General features: G+C 49.8%; 14 protein-coding genes. 8 read left to right on the top strand and 6 right to left on the bottom strand.

Annotated elements, in window-relative coordinates:
- Window positions 1-3: 3 nt before the first annotated feature.
- Complete coding sequence (locus ACOJUN_RS16230) at window positions 4-1,296, bottom strand: peptidylprolyl isomerase (RefSeq protein WP_422132979.1); 1,293 nt, start codon at window positions 1,294-1,296, stop codon at window positions 4-6.
- Window positions 1,296-4,142, bottom strand: a complete 2,847-nt coding sequence (locus ACOJUN_RS16235) for an LPS-assembly protein LptD (RefSeq protein WP_422132980.1) — start codon at window positions 4,140-4,142, stop codon at window positions 1,296-1,298. Before ACOJUN_RS16235 ends, ACOJUN_RS16230 begins: the two co-directional genes overlap by 1 nt.
- A 639-nt stretch (window positions 4,143-4,781) precedes the next feature.
- On the opposite strand from ACOJUN_RS16235, the gene ACOJUN_RS16240 reads away from it, so the two are divergent.
- The 4 genes from ACOJUN_RS16240 (at window position 4,782) to ACOJUN_RS16255 (ending at window position 7,634) form a co-directional block, all read left to right on the top strand.
- Window positions 4,782-5,819: an aminoglycoside phosphotransferase family protein gene (locus ACOJUN_RS16240; RefSeq protein WP_422132981.1), complete on the top strand. Its 1,038-nt coding sequence runs from the start codon at window positions 4,782-4,784 to the stop codon at window positions 5,817-5,819.
- A 5-nt stretch (window positions 5,820-5,824) separates the two neighbouring features.
- The gene (murU, locus tag ACOJUN_RS16245) at window positions 5,825-6,490 is read left to right on the top strand and encodes an N-acetylmuramate alpha-1-phosphate uridylyltransferase MurU (protein ID WP_422137082.1); all 666 of its coding nucleotides are present in this window, start codon (window positions 5,825-5,827) and stop codon (window positions 6,488-6,490) included.
- Window positions 6,487-7,305, top strand: coding sequence for a co-chaperone DjlA (djlA, locus tag ACOJUN_RS16250; protein WP_422132982.1), 819 nt, complete (start codon window positions 6,487-6,489; stop codon window positions 7,303-7,305). The genes murU and djlA overlap by 4 nt, the downstream gene beginning before the upstream one ends.
- Window positions 7,306-7,430: 125 nt before the next feature.
- Window positions 7,431-7,634, top strand: a complete 204-nt coding sequence (locus ACOJUN_RS16255) for a hypothetical protein (RefSeq protein ID WP_422132983.1) — start codon at window positions 7,431-7,433, stop codon at window positions 7,632-7,634.
- A 59-nt stretch (window positions 7,635-7,693) separates the two neighbouring features.
- Here ACOJUN_RS16255 and fucP read toward each other — a convergent pair whose 3' ends face one another.
- Both fucP and zapE read right to left on the bottom strand, forming a co-directional pair.
- Window positions 7,694-8,992: an L-fucose:H+ symporter permease gene (gene fucP, locus ACOJUN_RS16260; RefSeq protein ID WP_422132984.1), complete on the bottom strand. Its 1,299-nt coding sequence runs from the start codon at window positions 8,990-8,992 to the stop codon at window positions 7,694-7,696.
- A gap of 600 nt (window positions 8,993-9,592) precedes the next feature.
- Window positions 9,593-10,699 (bottom strand): cell division protein ZapE, encoded by a 1,107-nt coding sequence (gene zapE, locus ACOJUN_RS16265; RefSeq protein WP_422137083.1) that lies wholly within the window; start codon window positions 10,697-10,699, stop codon window positions 9,593-9,595.
- A 284-nt stretch (window positions 10,700-10,983) separates the two neighbouring features.
- Between zapE and ACOJUN_RS16270 the strand changes: the two genes are divergently transcribed.
- The gene (locus ACOJUN_RS16270; protein WP_422132985.1) at window positions 10,984-11,478 is read left to right on the top strand and encodes a YhcB family protein; all 495 of its coding nucleotides are present in this window, start codon (window positions 10,984-10,986) and stop codon (window positions 11,476-11,478) included.
- 128 nt (window positions 11,479-11,606) lie between these two features.
- Here ACOJUN_RS16270 and trxB read toward each other — a convergent pair whose 3' ends face one another.
- Window positions 11,607-12,557 carry a thioredoxin-disulfide reductase gene (trxB, locus tag ACOJUN_RS16275; RefSeq protein WP_422132986.1) on the bottom strand — a complete coding sequence of 317 codons (951 nt, stop codon included), beginning with the start codon at window positions 12,555-12,557 and terminating at the stop codon, window positions 11,607-11,609.
- Window positions 12,558-12,921: 364 nt separating this feature from the next.
- Here trxB and cysZ point away from each other — a divergent pair, with 364 nt between their 5' ends.
- Window positions 12,922-13,650, top strand: coding sequence for a sulfate transporter CysZ (cysZ, locus tag ACOJUN_RS16280; protein ID WP_422132987.1), 729 nt, complete (start codon window positions 12,922-12,924; stop codon window positions 13,648-13,650).
- Between the two features lie 81 nt (window positions 13,651-13,731).
- Window positions 13,732-14,073, top strand: coding sequence for a histidine triad nucleotide-binding protein (locus ACOJUN_RS16285; protein ID WP_422132988.1), 342 nt, complete (start codon window positions 13,732-13,734; stop codon window positions 14,071-14,073).
- 17 nt (window positions 14,074-14,090) lie between these two features.
- Here the strand turns inward: ACOJUN_RS16285 and ACOJUN_RS16290 are convergent, their stop codons facing one another.
- Window positions 14,091-14,501 carry an OsmC family protein gene (locus ACOJUN_RS16290; protein ID WP_422132989.1) on the bottom strand — a complete coding sequence of 137 codons (411 nt, stop codon included), beginning with the start codon at window positions 14,499-14,501 and terminating at the stop codon, window positions 14,091-14,093.
- Between the two features lie 406 nt (window positions 14,502-14,907).
- Here ACOJUN_RS16290 and ACOJUN_RS16295 point away from each other — a divergent pair, with 406 nt between their 5' ends.
- On the top strand, window positions 14,908-15,387 hold the full coding sequence (locus ACOJUN_RS16295) for a superoxide dismutase family protein (protein WP_422132990.1): 480 nt from the start codon (window positions 14,908-14,910) through the stop codon (window positions 15,385-15,387).
- The last annotated feature ends 37 nt before the right edge of the window (window positions 15,388-15,424 follow it).

Genomic DNA, 15,424 nt, shown 5'->3' on the forward strand with positions numbered 1-15,424 from the left:
GTCTCAGAGTCGTATGTCTATGTAACTCTGATCTCTGATTTCACGTAGCCACACCTGAAGCTCTTCTTCAAACTTGCGGTTGCCCAGAATTTCACGCACTTTGTTTCTGCGGACCTTGTCGCTGATGTCTGAATTACGTTTACCCAATACCTGCAGAACGTGCCAGCCGTATGAACTCTTGAAGGGGTCGCTGACTACTTTTTCAGGCGTTTCTTTCATGGCTTTCTGGAATTCCGGAACCAGAGTCTTGGGAGAAACCCAGTTCAGGTCTCCGCCATTGAGAGCTGAGCCAGTGTCGTCAGAATAAGCCTTGGCCAGCTCAGAAAAATCTTCACCTTTCTCAATTCGGTCATAGAGGCTCTTGGCGAGCATCTGCGCTTCAAGATCGCTGCGAATTTCGTTGGGCTTGATCAGAATATGACGAACGTGTATCTGATGTTCCATATGCTTCTCGTTACCACGAGTGTCGATCAGTTTGAAGATATGAAAGCCACCAGGGCTGCGAATCGGTGCAGATACTTCTCCGTCTGTCATCTTCAACGCCTGCTCAGCAAAAAGAGTTGGCAGCTGATCAGCAGAGCGCCAGCCCAGATCGCCACCATTTAAAGCGTTCTGGCCGCCGGAGTAGCTGAGCGCCATTTCGGAAAAGTTGGCACCCCTGTCAAGCTGAATAGCAATATTGTTGGCTTTCTTTTCAGCTTCCCGAACCTGATCAGGTGTCGGATTGTCTGGTGTGGCAATGAGAATATGGCCCAGACGATATTCAACTTGCATGCTGGCCTGTCCTTCCGGCGACTTGAGGAAGTTGTCCACTTCCTGCTCGCTGATCTGGATGCGCTCGGCAATCTGGCGTTGACGCACCCGGTTGATGATCATCTCGCGACGAATTTCTTCCCGGGCAGCGGCGTAAGACAGGCCGCCTGATTCAAGATTTTTCTTGAAGGCTTCAACAGACATACCGTTTCGCTTGGCGATTTTACTGATGGCGTCATTCAAAGCCCAGTCATCAATTCGGATTCCGCCGCGCTGACCCATCTGCAGTTGCAGGTTTTCAAGAATCAGCTGGTCGAGCACCTGCTTCTTGAGGATGTTGTCAGGAGGCATGGGAATATCCCGACTGTTCAACTGACGCTGAACAGCTTCGATACGGTTGTTTAGCTCGCTTTCCATCACCACGTCTTTGTCGACGACGGCAACAATGCGATCCAATGGTAGCGACTTGGCGTTAGCCGTACCGCCGACTACTGCAAGGGTGCAGCAGGCGACAAAGAATAGACTCTTCAATCCCGTCATCATTACTTCTCGTGAATCTCGTAACCTTGGATACCTTGCAAGTATTCCGTTCCGGAGCTGCCAGTGATATTACCCAGTCCACGCAAGATGAACTGGAAGAAAACACCGCTCTTCGGATCAGGGTGGTCGATATTATCGTCTGTTTCGATCCATGAACGCCAGAAAAATCGAACCTGATAACAGCAACTGTTGTATTCGACGCCCGCAAGGCTCTCCAGGTTCCTTTTGTTGGTTAAATCATATTGCCAGCGACCCAGACCAACCCAACTAGTGGTTGCGGGGATCGGCCAGGCAAAGGACAGGTCGGTCTGCTTCACGTTGTTATCAGCAGTTTCAAAGATTGGATTGCCATTCTGGTCGGTGCCGATCTGAATATTTTGTCCATCTTTGTCTTGAACATAGCGATCAACCTGATCCCTGAAACGGAAACCCAGGTTCAGAGTCTTGCGCTGTTCAGGCTGCCAACGATAGTAGAGACCATAGTTGTCCAGACGATTTTCGTTGGTATTCCAGGAGAAATCCTGTCTCAGACTCATTGTGCGATTGAAATTGTAGATGAATTCCGATGCCAGGGGAGAGGTTGGATCGGTCAGTTCACTTTTGAGTCTTTCATCCATGGCGACAAAGTTTTCATCAATGTCCTCAGCCGGAACTTTCTCGTAGCCTAAATTGTTGGCTATGTAGACTTTGCGATCCTGGAAATAGACAATCTGGCCAATACCAAAACGCATCCGTTCAAAACCATCGTCTTCAATCAGGCGGGTGGTAACGCCCAGAGAGAGCTGGTTGGCATCGCCAATACGATCATAGCCACTGAAGCGGTTATCGAGCCAAAGAGAACCGTAGGTGAAGCCCATGGCGGCGGTGTCGAAAATCGGGTTGTATTCCTGATTCTCGACATAAGGCACATAAAGGTACTTGGCCCTGGGCTCCAGAGTGTTTGTGAAGTCAGTACCGAACAGGTTGGTAAAACGCTCAAAGTAGAGGCCACTATCCAGGCTGAAGGAAGCCGCTGTGGTATTCGGAGATTTGGTAAAATCATTCGGGTCGATGACAGATTGACCATAGGCTCCCTGAAGGTCGTTGATCACTTCACTTGCCACCAGATTGCTGAGGCTGTAGTTAACACTTCGAACCTTTACTTCAGGTGTCAGGAAGCCCCAAATGGTCTTCATTGGGTAGCTGACACCTGCCTGACCGAAGGCCCGACCCCCTTCGGCTTTTTTGATACCGTAGCCTTCGTCGTAAACACTTTCTCTGATATCCGGATCACCAAAGTCCGGATGCTGAATCTCTCTGACGAAGCGCCAGTCTTTATCCCGACTGAACTGGGTGTAATCCGCCAGGTAATTGACCTGCAATGTTTCTCCTGCTTGCCAGTTACCACTGAAGACCAGCTGTGGAAGTTTGTTATAGGGGTCATCAGCCGTCTGACTCATGTTCTTGAACTGGTGAGCATTGAGACTGAAGGTCCAGTTATTGTAAGTACTGCCGCCCAGGTATTGGGTGCCTATCTTCTGATTCAACGGACCAGAACTGGACAGGTTTAGATTGGTACCAAAGTCTTCAATATAATTTTTGTCACTGGCGTCGGCATAGTCGAGCTCTGCCGTCCAACGCTCAGAAAAACGCTGTTTATAACGCACATTGGCCAGCCAGCGTTCCTGATCGTAATAGGGGTTTTCTTTTTCCAGCTTGTCCTTACTGGTTAGCCCGGCAATACCTGCTTCACCTTCTCCGCTTGCATTCATATAGCGGAATTGGTTTTCCAGCAGCAGACCGCGCCTGGACAAAATGCGAGGCGTGATGGTGGCATCGTAATTCGGGGCAATATTCCAGTAATAGGGCAGGGTAAAGTCGATGCCGTTTTCACTGTCTGAGCCTATTGTCGGGTACAGAAAGCCGGATTGACGACGATCATCAATGGGGAAGTACATGTAGGGGGCATAGAAAATGGGTAGCCCTTCGACCCGAATAACAGCATTTCGCGCTGAACCAAAACCGGTATTGGGGTCAAGAGTGACATTACTGCCAGTTAGCAGCCAGCTTTCATCACCGGGGCGGCAGGTGGTGTAAGAGGCATCTTCGAGCACCAGTGTAGAGTCTTCGTTGCGAATGATTTGTTCGGAGTTCCCTCTGGCATGGGCTCCATGCATGGCGTAACTGGCATTCTTGATGGTAGCCCGGCCACTATCGAGCAGCATATCAGCGTAATCACCTACCAGCAGGGTGCCAGGTTCACGGTAGACCACGTTGCCTTCGAACTCGGCATAGTTGGTAGCGCGATTCATTCTGGCCGTATCACTCTGGATCTGACGATTGCCCTGTCTGATAGAGACGTTGCCGGTAAGAGTTCCTATGTCATTTTGACCAAAAGAGGATTCATCTGATTCGGCAATGATGGGTGCTGTATCAGAGTTGCCCGCGAAGTTTTTACCAGGACGGGCAGGCTCTGAATAGTCACCTGTGCACCAGGGCGTTGCCTGATCCAATGCTTTTCGTTCATTCTCGCTGAGCCGGGATTTAGGCACCCAGTCTAGCGTTTCCCTGAGGTTGGCGTGGCTGTTGCCGGTTACGACAGTAGCTGTTTCACTGCTGGCTTTCTTTCGAGCGGATTGGGTCACAGCCGGCGCAATGGGGCGAGACGCCCGATTCATAACACCAGGCTCCATCGGCTCGGCAGAACAGTGCCAGCCGGACCCATCCGGGCTGGCTTTACAGCTCCAATGATCATCTGCTGATAGTGTGGATTCGGCATAAACCCTGACAGTCGGTTGGCTGGCAAGCAGCACGGAAGCAATCGCCAGAGTTAATGTTGCCGGTTTGAAAGGTAGAGGGTATTTCTCCATGAGCTCAACTTTCCCGTGCCGTTCTTGTTACCATGGTTTGAAGGTTTTTTGCACAACTCCGGTTTATGTCGGAGCGAGACAAAACGGCGTGCCATGGTTGATGGCGGTTTAAATCTGCTCTGTCATGCGTACAGAGAACCTTGTTACTCAACCTGCTGCCGGAAGCAGCATTTCCTATCAATAAGGGCATCTGTAAAGCAGTGTTTCGGGTCTTGTGTGTGGTTATCATGATCGCCAGCTGTTCTGAAAACATGAAAGTTCAGGTCAGTCTCTGTCAATTGCTGGCAGACCTCTGGAAATCGTAGAGCGAACATCTGCTTTTTACCATGAGCTATTGTCCGGCTGAGTGTTTCAGGCGGACAGTGATTTTGCCCGAAGACTTTGCATTCCATGGCTTGTTGACAATTTATGACTGAGCCCGATTGCTCATGCAGTAAACAATCAGTAGGGTCAGTTATATCACTATTACTAGTCTGTGTTACTCTGTCTTTCAGTGCAATACATTTCAACACCTTGATGTTAAACCTTCAGTTGTTCAGTCCGAATATTGCATAGACATTCAAGAGTAAAAGAGGCATAAGCAATGGAGCCTCTGAATCTGTAGGTGGCCTCTCAATCAACACAGGACATGTAAAGCAAGTGACACCCTCTCCAAACGATCGTCTGCAGCAATTAAAGCATTGGGCGTACAAGGCTTTAACGCCGGTCCAGGCTACACTCGACCGGGCTGCCCAAATGATTCCTGTGGGTGGTGATGCCGGCTTCAGAAATTATTATCGATTGCAACTCCCTGAAGGCTCATTGCTGGCAGTAGACGCTCCACCAGAGACTGAAGACTCCCGTGCTTTTGTTGCCGTTGCGGGTTTGCTCAAGGCTCAGGGAGTCTCTGTGCCAGATGTACACTCGGTTGATCATCAGTCAGGCTTTATGCTGGTGGATGACTTTGGCGACACCCTGTTGCTTCAGGCCCTCAATGATAGCAGTGCTGACGAGTTTTATGGAAAAGCGCTGGATATTATTTTGCAAATCCAGACGTGTAAGCCTGACACACTCCCCCCTTATAGCCGTGAACTGTTGATGACAGAGCTGGAAATCTATCCCCAATGGTTTCTGAAAGAATTGCTGGGGTTGGATATTGAAGGCACTACCGGCAGGCAACTCAACCAGCTGTTTGAACTGCTTACCGAGACAGCTTTGCAACAACCCAAAGGGGTCGTTCACCGTGACTTTCATTCCAGAAACCTGATGGTGCTCTCGCAAGGGAACCTGGGGGTCATTGATTTTCAGGGTGCCCTTCATGGTCCCGTGTTGTATGACGCTGTTTCTTTGCTGAAAGATTGTTATATCAGCTGGCCCAGAGACAAGGTGGAGAGTTGGTTAAAGATGTTTATCAAGTCTCACCCTCAGTTGAAAGATGTGAATTTTGAAACCAGCCTTAAATGGTTTGACTGGATTGGATTGCAGCGACACCTCAAGTGTCTCGGAATATTCTCCCGACTCTGGTTCCGGGATAACAAGCCTCAGTACCTGCCAGAGATACCAGCAACCTTCGCTTATGTCATGGATGTTTGTGAACGTTATCAGGAGCTGGATTTTCATGCCAAATGGCTCAGGCAATCTGTGGCACCCATTCTTAACGATTGTATTACAGCTACACGGAAAGAGACTGAACAGTGAAAGCAATGATTCTGGCTGCCGGCCTGGGAAAAAGACTCAGGCCACTGACTTTGGAAAAACCCAAGCCACTGGTAGAAGTGGGTGGTAAACCGCTGATAGTACATCATCTGGAAAAGCTCTCGGAGACTGGCTTCACAGACATAGTAATCAATCATGCCTGGCTCGGTGAAAAACTGGTTGCGGCTTTGGGCAAAGGCAGCCACTGGGGCTTGAATATTGAATATTCAGCGGAGTCTGAGCCTCTGGAAACAGGTGGTGGCGTGTTCAAGGCTTTACCGTTGCTGGGGGATGATCCTTTCCTGCTGGTCAACGGCGATGTTTATACAGACTTTGATTTCCAGTCTTTACCAGATACACCCAAGGGGTTAGCTCACCTGGTGTTGGTGGATAATCCTGACTTCAAGAAAGTCGGTGATTTTGCCCTGGACAGTCTTGGACGGGTTCATAAGGATGGTAAGAACAAGCTGACTTTCAGTGGGCTGAGTGTATTGTCACCCGAACTCTTTGCACATTGTAAATCCGGCGTCTTTAAACTCGCACCCCTGTTGATTGATGCAATGGCCTCGGGCAAAGTGGCGGGAGAACATTATCACGGACTCTGGACTGATGTCGGCACAGTGGAACGCTTGCAGAGTCTGGAAGGACATTTAAATCAGAGCAGGGCAACATGACGGCAATTCTGATCGGTGTATTCATCGGTTTTGTGTTTGGAGGACCTTTCGGGGCGTTTTTGGGTGGCTTGGTGGGCGCCTGGTTGAACCGTAATTATATTAATCCCAATCAACGCCAGGGTGGCGGTCCCGGGGGGCATTTTAATCGTCAGCGTGCCCAGAGTGCGTTTTTTCAGGCCACTTTTCTGGTGATGGGCAAGTTGGCCAAGGCTGACGGGCGAGTCAGTGAGCATGAGATTGAAATGGCATCGGCCATTATGAATCAGATGCGTCTCTCACCGGATCAGCGTGAGGCTGCAATCAATCTTTTTAACCAGGGTAAGCAGCCTTCGGCAGATATCAGTGCCGCCCTGGCTGAGTTTCGCAGAGTCGCAGGTTCAAGTACCCTGCTCCCCCTGTTTCTTGAAATTCAGCTGCAAGCTGCATACGCTGATGGCAGCCTGACTCAGGCTGAGCGGGTTGTTTTCAAACAGGTATGTGATCAACTGGGTGTCAGCAAGATCAGTTTTGAGTTGCTTCACAAAAGGTTTCAGGCTCAGAGAGCTTATTATCATGCCGGGGGGCATCAGGGTGGCGGCTGGGCACGTCCAGACAGTGGAAAAAGTCTCTCCAAAGCCTATGAAGTGCTGGGGGTTGAGTCTTCTGCAACAGACAGTGAAGTGAAAAGAGCCTACCGTAAGCTGATGAGTCAGCATCATCCTGATAAACTGGTGGCCAAAGGTCTGCCCGAAGAGATGATGGAAGTCGCCAAGCAGAAAACCCAGGAAATCCAGGCGGCTTACGACCAGATTCGAGAGCACCGGAAAAGTAAATAATTCGGGAGCATTTTGTCAGGAACTTTCCCAATAGGGAGAAGAAGACTAATGTTTCTTTCAAACGCAGAACACGGAATGCCTGTTGCATTGGAAGGGACGCCTTCTCTCTCTCAGGAGATTCTTCCATGAATATTGTCAGACAACGATTCATGTACTGGCACATTCCATCCACGACCCGGGTTGTTTTGAAAAGAGAGCGTAATGAAGGCTACTGCTTTTATCCGCTCAAACGGGTAAAGCAAGTACGGAGTTCTGTGAGGTATATTCGCTGTCTGATTTATGAACCTTTTGCAAAAACCATATGGGATCGAAGAGTCACTCTGAGCTAAGCTTCAGCAAACTGGCAGGTGCAGCCATTGCAACCTGCCAGAAACTTTTCACCATGAAATCAGGCTTTGCTCCCTTTGAGACCAAACCATGTGAGGTAAGTAAATCCGATCAGCGGAATAATAAAGGCCCAGTCAATCCCCGCCATATCTGAAATCCGCCCCATTATCGCGGTGAGCACCGCGCCACCAAGAATGGCCATAATCAGGCAGCTGCCACCTAGCTGAGTGTCCTTACCCAGCCCAGCTACAGAGAGGCCGTAAATGGTAGGAAACATCAGTGACATGCATCCGGAGATAACCACCAGAGCGTAAATGCCAGCATAGCCAGCGCTCATCATTACAACGATAGTCATAACTGCCGCAACAGTGGCAAGCCCCCCCAGTAAATTGGCAGGTTCGATATAGCGCATCAGAGAGGTACAAAGGAAGCGACTTCCACTGAATAACAGGATTGAATAGAGGTAATAGGTTGATGCTTCTGCCTCGGTGCCTCCGACATTATTCATGACATAACGAATTGTCCATGACCAGCAGCCAATTTGCGCCCCCATGTAAAGAAACTGCCCCAGTACTCCACGGATAAATATTTTCTTTTTAAAGAGACGGCTAAAGGATTTTGAATAGCTGTATGCTTCGGAAGCATCTGCCGCTTTTGGCATTTTGCAGAGCGCTATAGACAGACAGCCTCCCAGAATGATGGCAGCCGTCACTATGTATGGCTCCATAACAGCCATTAATTCCCGGGACTGGATGGCCTCAAGCTGGGCAACCGGCATTGCTACCCGCTCTGCGACTGAAGCCGGGTTGAGCTGGCTCAGGATATAGAATTTCCCGATCAGGACCCCGACAATTGAACCTAAAGGGTTGAAGGACTGGGCGAAGTTCAATCTCTGGGTAGCGGTCTCTTGTGGCCCCATGGCAATAATGTAAGGGTTAGCACTGGTCTCCAGAATGGAAAGCCCGCCAGCCAGTACAAACAGGGCTGCCAGAAAGTGGGAATATTGCATAGTCTGGCTGGCTGGGTAAAACAGCAAGGCGCCAAATGCAAACAGACTCATTCCGAGCAGCACACCGGATTTGTAAGAAAACTTTTTTATGTATATGGCGGCAGGAAGGGCCAGGCAAAAGTAAGCACCGTAGAAGGCGGTCTGCACCAGGCTGGATTGAGCATCGCTTAAGGTGAAGACCTTACGGAACTGGGCGATGAGGACATCGGTCATGTTATGTGCCAGCCCCCATAAGGCAAAACAACTGACCAGCAATACAAAAGGAATCATTAACTCTTTTGGGACAAAAGGCGACCTCGCCCCGGTTGCCGATTTGCCATCGATAGACCGGGTTGTAGATAATTCACTCACAACATCTCTTCCCCTGACAAAATAAATCAAACCTCAACCCGGTAATCAGCAATCAATGCCCTCGCAAATCTCACGTTGCTTTTCCGGGAACAGGTCGTGGCGCTAATAAAAAGCTTGCATGGTGTATGTGTAAGAAAGACATCTGATGCATTGTTGTAAGTACTCATCCATACGAAATTATATTTTCTGACTTATTGTTCAGGCACTCGCGGCAACTGCTCCTGCGTTGCTCTAGCTCCTGCATCCATGCAGTCGTGATGCGTTGCAACTCTGGTCACATAGCTTGCTATGTTCCCGTCGTTGCGCCTTGCAGAGCACCTGCCCAATAAGCCAGAAATATTCGATTCCGTATGGCTGAGTACTTAGCGTATTAAATTAATACATTCCTTCACGTTATGGCTGTCCTGATCGCATTCAAAACCAGACAGAAGACAACATAGATGGCAGCTTGCTATCTGTTGCCTCATTGGCTTTTCGATGTCTTTCCGGGAGGGGAGTATAGACAGGATATTCAGTTATGCATGACAGCTATGCCCGGACTGGTTTCAGGCTCAAAATGCATGGCTCGAGGGCATGCTCATTTGAGCCCAATACTCTGTTTTATGACAAAATCGGGTCGTGCGGTTGCGACAGGTATTCTCTGGATTGCATCTCTTGCAGACGACTGATGGTGCGCTGGAATTCAAAGTTCAGCCTGCCGGAGGTATAGAGTTCAGGCAAGGGCGTTGCAGCGGTCAGAATGAGCTTGACGTTGCGGTCATAGAATTCGTCCACCATGTTGATGAAACGTCTGGCCTGATCGTCTTTCTTCTCGCCCATCTGGGGTACATTTTCGAGAATGACGGTTTGGTAAAGGCAGGCCAGCTCTATGTAGTCGTTCTGGCTTCTTGGACCGTCACAGAGTGCCCCGAAACTAAACCAGCCTATGTCTTCGCAGGTGCGTTCGCTGTTGATGGCTCGGCCCGCTATCTCAATGACGTCGGCTTCCCTGCAGTGACTTATGTCTGGTGCAAGGTCATCGAATGTTTTCTGCAAGTGCAGATCAGCTTCCGCTCCCAGAGGGCTGAAGTAAGTGTCTGCCTTTTCCAGCAGGCGCAGGCGATAGTCGGTGCCACCATCAACATTGATCACCAGGGTATGCTCTTTTATCTGGTCAATGGCTGGCAGGAATCGGGCTCTTTGCAAGCCGTCTTTATAGAGTTGATCGGGTACCACGTTGGAAGTGGCTACCAGTGTAATGCCTCTTTGAAAAAGTTGCTCAAAGAGTCCACCCAGAAGCATAGCGTCGGTGATGTCTGAGACAAAGAACTCGTCAAAGCAGATGACCCGGGTTTCGGCAGCCAGTATTTCTGCCACTTTATCCAGGGGGTTTTTTTCTCCGGACAGCTTTTTCAGTTCACCGTGAACCCAGCGCATGAAGTGGTGAAAGTGCATGCGTTTTTTCTCGGAGAACGGGAGGCAGTCATAAAAGGTGTCCATCAGATAGGTTTTGCCCCGGCCAACGCCTCCCCAGAAGTAGAGTCCACGAACAGTATGGGATTCTTTGCCGACAAAAGGGTTGATGCGCCTGAGCAGGGAGTTGCGGGGAGCTTCAGCGGTCAGCTGATCAAAAAGACGCTGAAGATGCTGAACCGCTGCTTCCTGAGCCGGGTCATAGCTGAAGCTGTCTTTCTTTAAGTCCTGCTGGTAACGAGATTCCGGGGTCATGCTAGTCATACAGTTGTTATTTCACCAGGTCCGTTGTTTACGGGTGTCATTTCCAGGGTTGTTGAAACAGTTCCGGCCCATTCCTGTATCGGCAGGCATAAGTCGAGCTGCCATCATTGCCGCAGTCTGGAATAACGGAGCACAATGTATCCTTCCGGCTTCAGCAGGACAAGGTATGTTTTGGCATCCCGATGTTACACAACCGCTCTATACTTTGCGCATAAAAGATTATAACTTTGACAGCAATAAAGGACGTGAAATGTTCCACCCAATGAGGCGATGCTGTGGAAAATGTGAATGTACTTTGGTTTTTAGGCAGTTTGGCATTTCTGGCGGGTATGACCGGTGGCGCACTTTTGTATCATCTGTTGGCAGGCCCCCGTTCGGATCGAGGCAAAATGGAAGCTCAGCTGATCGAACTGGAAGCTGATTTCAAGCAGTATCAGGATAACGTAGCCGATCATTTCAACACAACGGCTCACCTGATCAACAAGCTGACGGACAGCTATAAAGATGTCTATGAGCATATGGCTAACGGAGCCGATTCACTGTGTAGCGATGACAGAGTCAAGAACAAGCTCAGTGATTCTCTGATCAGCAGCACAGCTCTGTTGTCGGGTCAGATTCCCAAGCGTCATAACGAACGTGCGAAGCCTCTGGAGCAGCCGCTGGACTATGCACCCAAGACGACAGCTCCGGATGAGAAAGGCACCCTGTCTGAAGACTTCATGGTAACAACTGAAGCTCAAGAGGCGGTGAGTAGCCAGAAAACCTCCTGATCTCTCTTAAGCCTGCAAGCCGACAACAGAAGCCGACGCAAGACTCCACCCTCCGCTCCCGGGCCGCGACCCAAACGGCCTGAGAGTATGCAGAGCTTTACGACAGCCTCAATGGCGGGGCACTGTGATCAGGACAGAGAGTCAAGGTATTTTTCAGCATCCAGGGCAGCCATACAGCCAGTGCCGGCAGAGGTAATAGCCTGACGGTAAACGTGATCCATAACGTCACCCGCAGCGAATACGCCTTCTTTGGAAGTCAGTGTTGCGTTGCCTTCTGAACCACTGTTGACTTTAATGTAGCCGTCTTTCATTTCCAGCTGGCCTTCAAAAATACCGGTATTCGGTGTATGGCCGATGGCAATGAAGCAGCCTTCAGCGTTGATTTCGCGGGTCTCGCCAGTATTCACATCCTTGATGCGAACGCCTGTCACGCCCATGCTATCTCCCAGTACCTCATCCAATGTGGCGTCAAGGGCCAGCTCCATGTTGCCGTTTTCTACCCGGTCGATCATCTTGTCCTGCAGAATTTTTTCTGCACGGAAACCCTTGCGACGGTGAATGAGTGTCACTTTCTTTGCAATGTTGGAAAGATAGAGGGCCTCCTCGACAGCAGTATTACCGCCACCCACTACCACGACGTCCTTGTTTTTGTAGAAGAATCCATCACAGGTGGCACAGGCAGAAACCCCTCTGCCCTTGAAGGCTTCTTCACTGTCCAGGCCCAGGTAGCGGGCGCTGGCACCCGTGCTGATAATCAGGGAATCACAGGTGTAGGTATCGCTACCTTTCAGGGTGTATGGCTTCTTGCTCAGATCGACTTCTTCGATATGATCAAAGATGATTTCGGTACCAAAGCGTTCTGCATGGATGCGCATATCTTCCATCAGGCCGGGTCCCTGAAGACCTTCGGGGCCTCCTGGCCAGTTGTCCACGTCGGTAGTGGTTGTCAACTGCCCGCCCTGTTGCATACCAGTGATCATAACCGGCTTCAGGTTTGCCCTGGCAGCGTAAACCGCAGCTGTATATCCTGCAGGACCGGAACCCAGAATCAGCAGCTGGACGTGCTTGGCTTCACTCACATTTTACTCCTCGTTCAGGAATGACTGTCAGAGACAAAGAAAATCTCTGACGGTAAAGGCTTCATAATTCGTTAAACTGTGTGAATAATAACGGCTTGTGCTGACGAGAACCAGAATCTCTTCAGCGATTGGCCTTTGTTCGTCATTAACTTCACTGCCAATTGTCAGCAGTTGTGTAAGTACCTGGCCAGTTGGTTTCGCATATTCTGGCGAGTGGATTTTTTCATCCTTCAAGGCGCAACGACGGGCGCGTAGCCATAGCTACGCAACTAGAGTTGGAACGCAGAAGGATGGAAAAAGCCGCCGTCCAGAATATGCGAAACCAACTGGTTAGGTACTTAACATCAATAAAAGGAACTCTGCCATGCCATCGCCTGCACCGGGAAGTGGACCCGGTTATTTCCTCAAGGGTCTATCCTATCTTCCCGATCCGGCCATCCGCCTGTTTGTCTTGATTCCCCTGACCGTTAATATTCTGGTGTTTGGATTCCTGATCTATTTCGGTCTTCAGCAAATGAGCGTGCTGATGGAGCAGCTGCTTAACTGGTTGCCTGACTGGCTGTCTTTCCTTGAATTCCTGCTCTGGCCTCTGTTATTCCTGGCCATGCTGGGAGTGGTCTTTTTTACTTTTACCATCGTTGGGAACTTTATCGCGGCACCCTTCAATGGGCTTCTTGCCGAAAAAGTTCAGAACCTTCATGGCAAGTCAGACCTGCCGGAATACGAGTTGAAAGACTGGCTGACCCTGTTACCCAGAGCCGTAGGCCGGGAGGTCAGAAAACTCATCTACTACCTGCCCAAGGCTGTGGTTCTGTTAATTTTATCCTTTATTCCCGTGGTGAACCTCGTCACCCCTGTGCTCTGGTTTCTGTTCAACAGCTGGATGATGTCGATCCAATACTGTGACTATGCTGCGGACAACAGGGGGGTGTCGTTTAATGATATGCTGGAACGTCTGAAGCAGGATCGAAATTACGTCTGGGGTTTTGGTACAGCCGTCACTCTGGTTATGCTGATTCCTTTTGTCAACTTGCTGGTCATGCCAGCTGCTGTCGTAGGATCGACGCTGCTTTGGGAAGACAGGATTGAGTAGTGCAACAGGAGCCTTTCGGGCTAAGGAATCTGATGATAGGCTTAATTCAGTTTTTCGACTCAAAGGCCCGGAGGTCAATTAATGAGCTGTCTTTTCTGCAAGATAGTCGAAGGGGAGATCCCCGTCGACAAGGTCTACGAAGACGACGATGTTCTTGCGTTCAGGGATATCAATCCCCAGGGCCCCGTTCATGTTCAGGTCATTCCCAGGAAGCATATCGCAACACTTAACGATGCCACTCCGGAAGATCAGGCAGTTTTGGGGAAAATGGCGCTGGTGGCCAGTCAGATCGCTAAAGATGAAGGTTTTGCCGAAGACGGCTACAGAACGGTGATGAACTGTAATAGTCATGGCTGTCAGTCGGTTTACCACATTCATCTCCACCTGATTGGTGGTCGTCAGATGAGCTGGCCTCCGGGCTGACGAGCCATGCCTGTGACTCAGGCTTCAATAATCTCAAAGCTGTGGGTGATTTCTACATCACCCTTACCCAGCATCTTGGCAACCGAGCAATACTTATCTGCAGACAGCTCTATGGCACGCTCAACATGGGATTCTTTTACTGCGGTGCCTTTAACGACAAAGTTGAGGTGAATTTTGGTGAAGACAGCAGGTACAGAGTCGGCACGTTCAGCCTGAATATCGACGTGGCAGTCAACGACCTTCTGGCGAGCTTTTTTCAGAATACCGATCACATCAACAGATGAGCAGCCACCCAGGCCCATCAGGATCAGTTCCATTGGGCTGGGTGCGGATTTAACCGCTCTATCTGCGTCCATGACAACGGAGTTATTACTGTCAGTCAGTCCCAGAAAACGTTCCTGATCCACCCATTTGACTTGTGCTTTCATTACAGCGTCTTTCCTTTCTTGAAGAGGGCTCTCAGTCTCAAACCCACAAGCTTTGAAGGTCGGGAGCTTGGGGTGGAGGCTTCATAAGAGCAGCCAGAAAAATATCCCCATCGTCTTTTATCCAAATCCAATGGGTATCAAGCCGCTATCTTACCTCAGCAGCAGGATGTCAGGCTAACCATCCTGTTAATGTACGCTCTGTGAGCAGGAGCCATAACGGCTCTGGCTGATAAGAAACGTGATGCTGGTGAGTCGGAAGCAACATAATAACGGTCGGGAATGTCAATGAGTTTTTTTGGAATAAAACCATAAAAAGCCTGTTTTTTAAGGCACTGTATTAAGTAAACCCGAATAAGCATGGCTATATTGCTGTTTTACAATCCCATTTCTCCTGGAGTTGGCAATCATGTTCAATAAAGTCAGTGCGCTATCGGGTGTAGTAGTCGTGGCAGCTATGCTTTCTGCCTGTACCTCCAATGAAAGCTATACGGTCATGGTGAATCAGGTTTCTCCTTCCGGTGTAGGAGCAGAACTGGGAACAGTGACTGTTTCTGAAGCCTCCGGAGGAGGGGTGCAGTTGACACCCAATCTTTATGACCTGCCGCCCGGAGAGCATGGTTTCCGTGTTCATGAAAACCCCAGCTGCGAACCGGGCTCCAAAAATGACGTGATGCAGGCGGCCCTGGCAGCCGGAGGTGCTCTTGATGATCTGCCCATGCTTGATGTAGACGACAAGGGCTTCGCCACAGTTCCGGTGGTTGCCAAGAATTTGAAACTGACTGATCTGAAAGAGCGCTCGCTGGTTATCCACTCCGGCACTGCTGTCATTGGCAATAACACGCCAGAAGGCGCCGATTCAAGGATTGCCTGCGGGGTCATCAAGTAGTTATCCGTTGGGCTTTGAGAGCTTCTGCTTGAGCAGA

It is taken from the genome of Endozoicomonas sp. ALD040 (assembly GCF_049275945.1).
Lineage (GTDB): Bacteria > Pseudomonadota > Gammaproteobacteria > Pseudomonadales > Endozoicomonadaceae > Endozoicomonas_A.

What these genes read in the sequence shown, in the direction of transcription:
- ACOJUN_RS16230 (WP_422132979.1), bottom strand. Translation starts at nt 1,296, where the DNA reads ATGATGACGGGATTGAAGAGTCTATTCTTTGTCGCCTGCTGCACCCTT.
- ACOJUN_RS16235 (WP_422132980.1), bottom strand. Translation starts at nt 4,142, where the DNA reads ATGGAGAAATACCCTCTACCTTTCAAACCGGCAACATTAACTCTGGCG.
- murU (WP_422137082.1), top strand. Translation starts at nt 5,825, where the DNA reads ATGATTCTGGCTGCCGGCCTGGGAAAAAGACTCAGGCCACTGACTTTG.
- djlA (WP_422132982.1), top strand. Translation starts at nt 6,487, where the DNA reads ATGACGGCAATTCTGATCGGTGTATTCATCGGTTTTGTGTTTGGAGGA.
- ACOJUN_RS16255 (WP_422132983.1), top strand. Translation starts at nt 7,431, where the DNA reads ATGAATATTGTCAGACAACGATTCATGTACTGGCACATTCCATCCACG.
- zapE (WP_422137083.1), bottom strand. Translation starts at nt 10,699, where the DNA reads ATGACCCCGGAATCTCGTTACCAGCAGGACTTAAAGAAAGACAGCTTC.
- cysZ (WP_422132987.1), top strand. Translation starts at nt 12,922, where the DNA reads ATGCCATCGCCTGCACCGGGAAGTGGACCCGGTTATTTCCTCAAGGGT.
- ACOJUN_RS16285 (WP_422132988.1), top strand. Translation starts at nt 13,732, where the DNA reads ATGAGCTGTCTTTTCTGCAAGATAGTCGAAGGGGAGATCCCCGTCGAC.
- ACOJUN_RS16290 (WP_422132989.1), bottom strand. Translation starts at nt 14,501, where the DNA reads ATGAAAGCACAAGTCAAATGGGTGGATCAGGAACGTTTTCTGGGACTG.
- ACOJUN_RS16295 (WP_422132990.1), top strand. Translation starts at nt 14,908, where the DNA reads ATGTTCAATAAAGTCAGTGCGCTATCGGGTGTAGTAGTCGTGGCAGCT.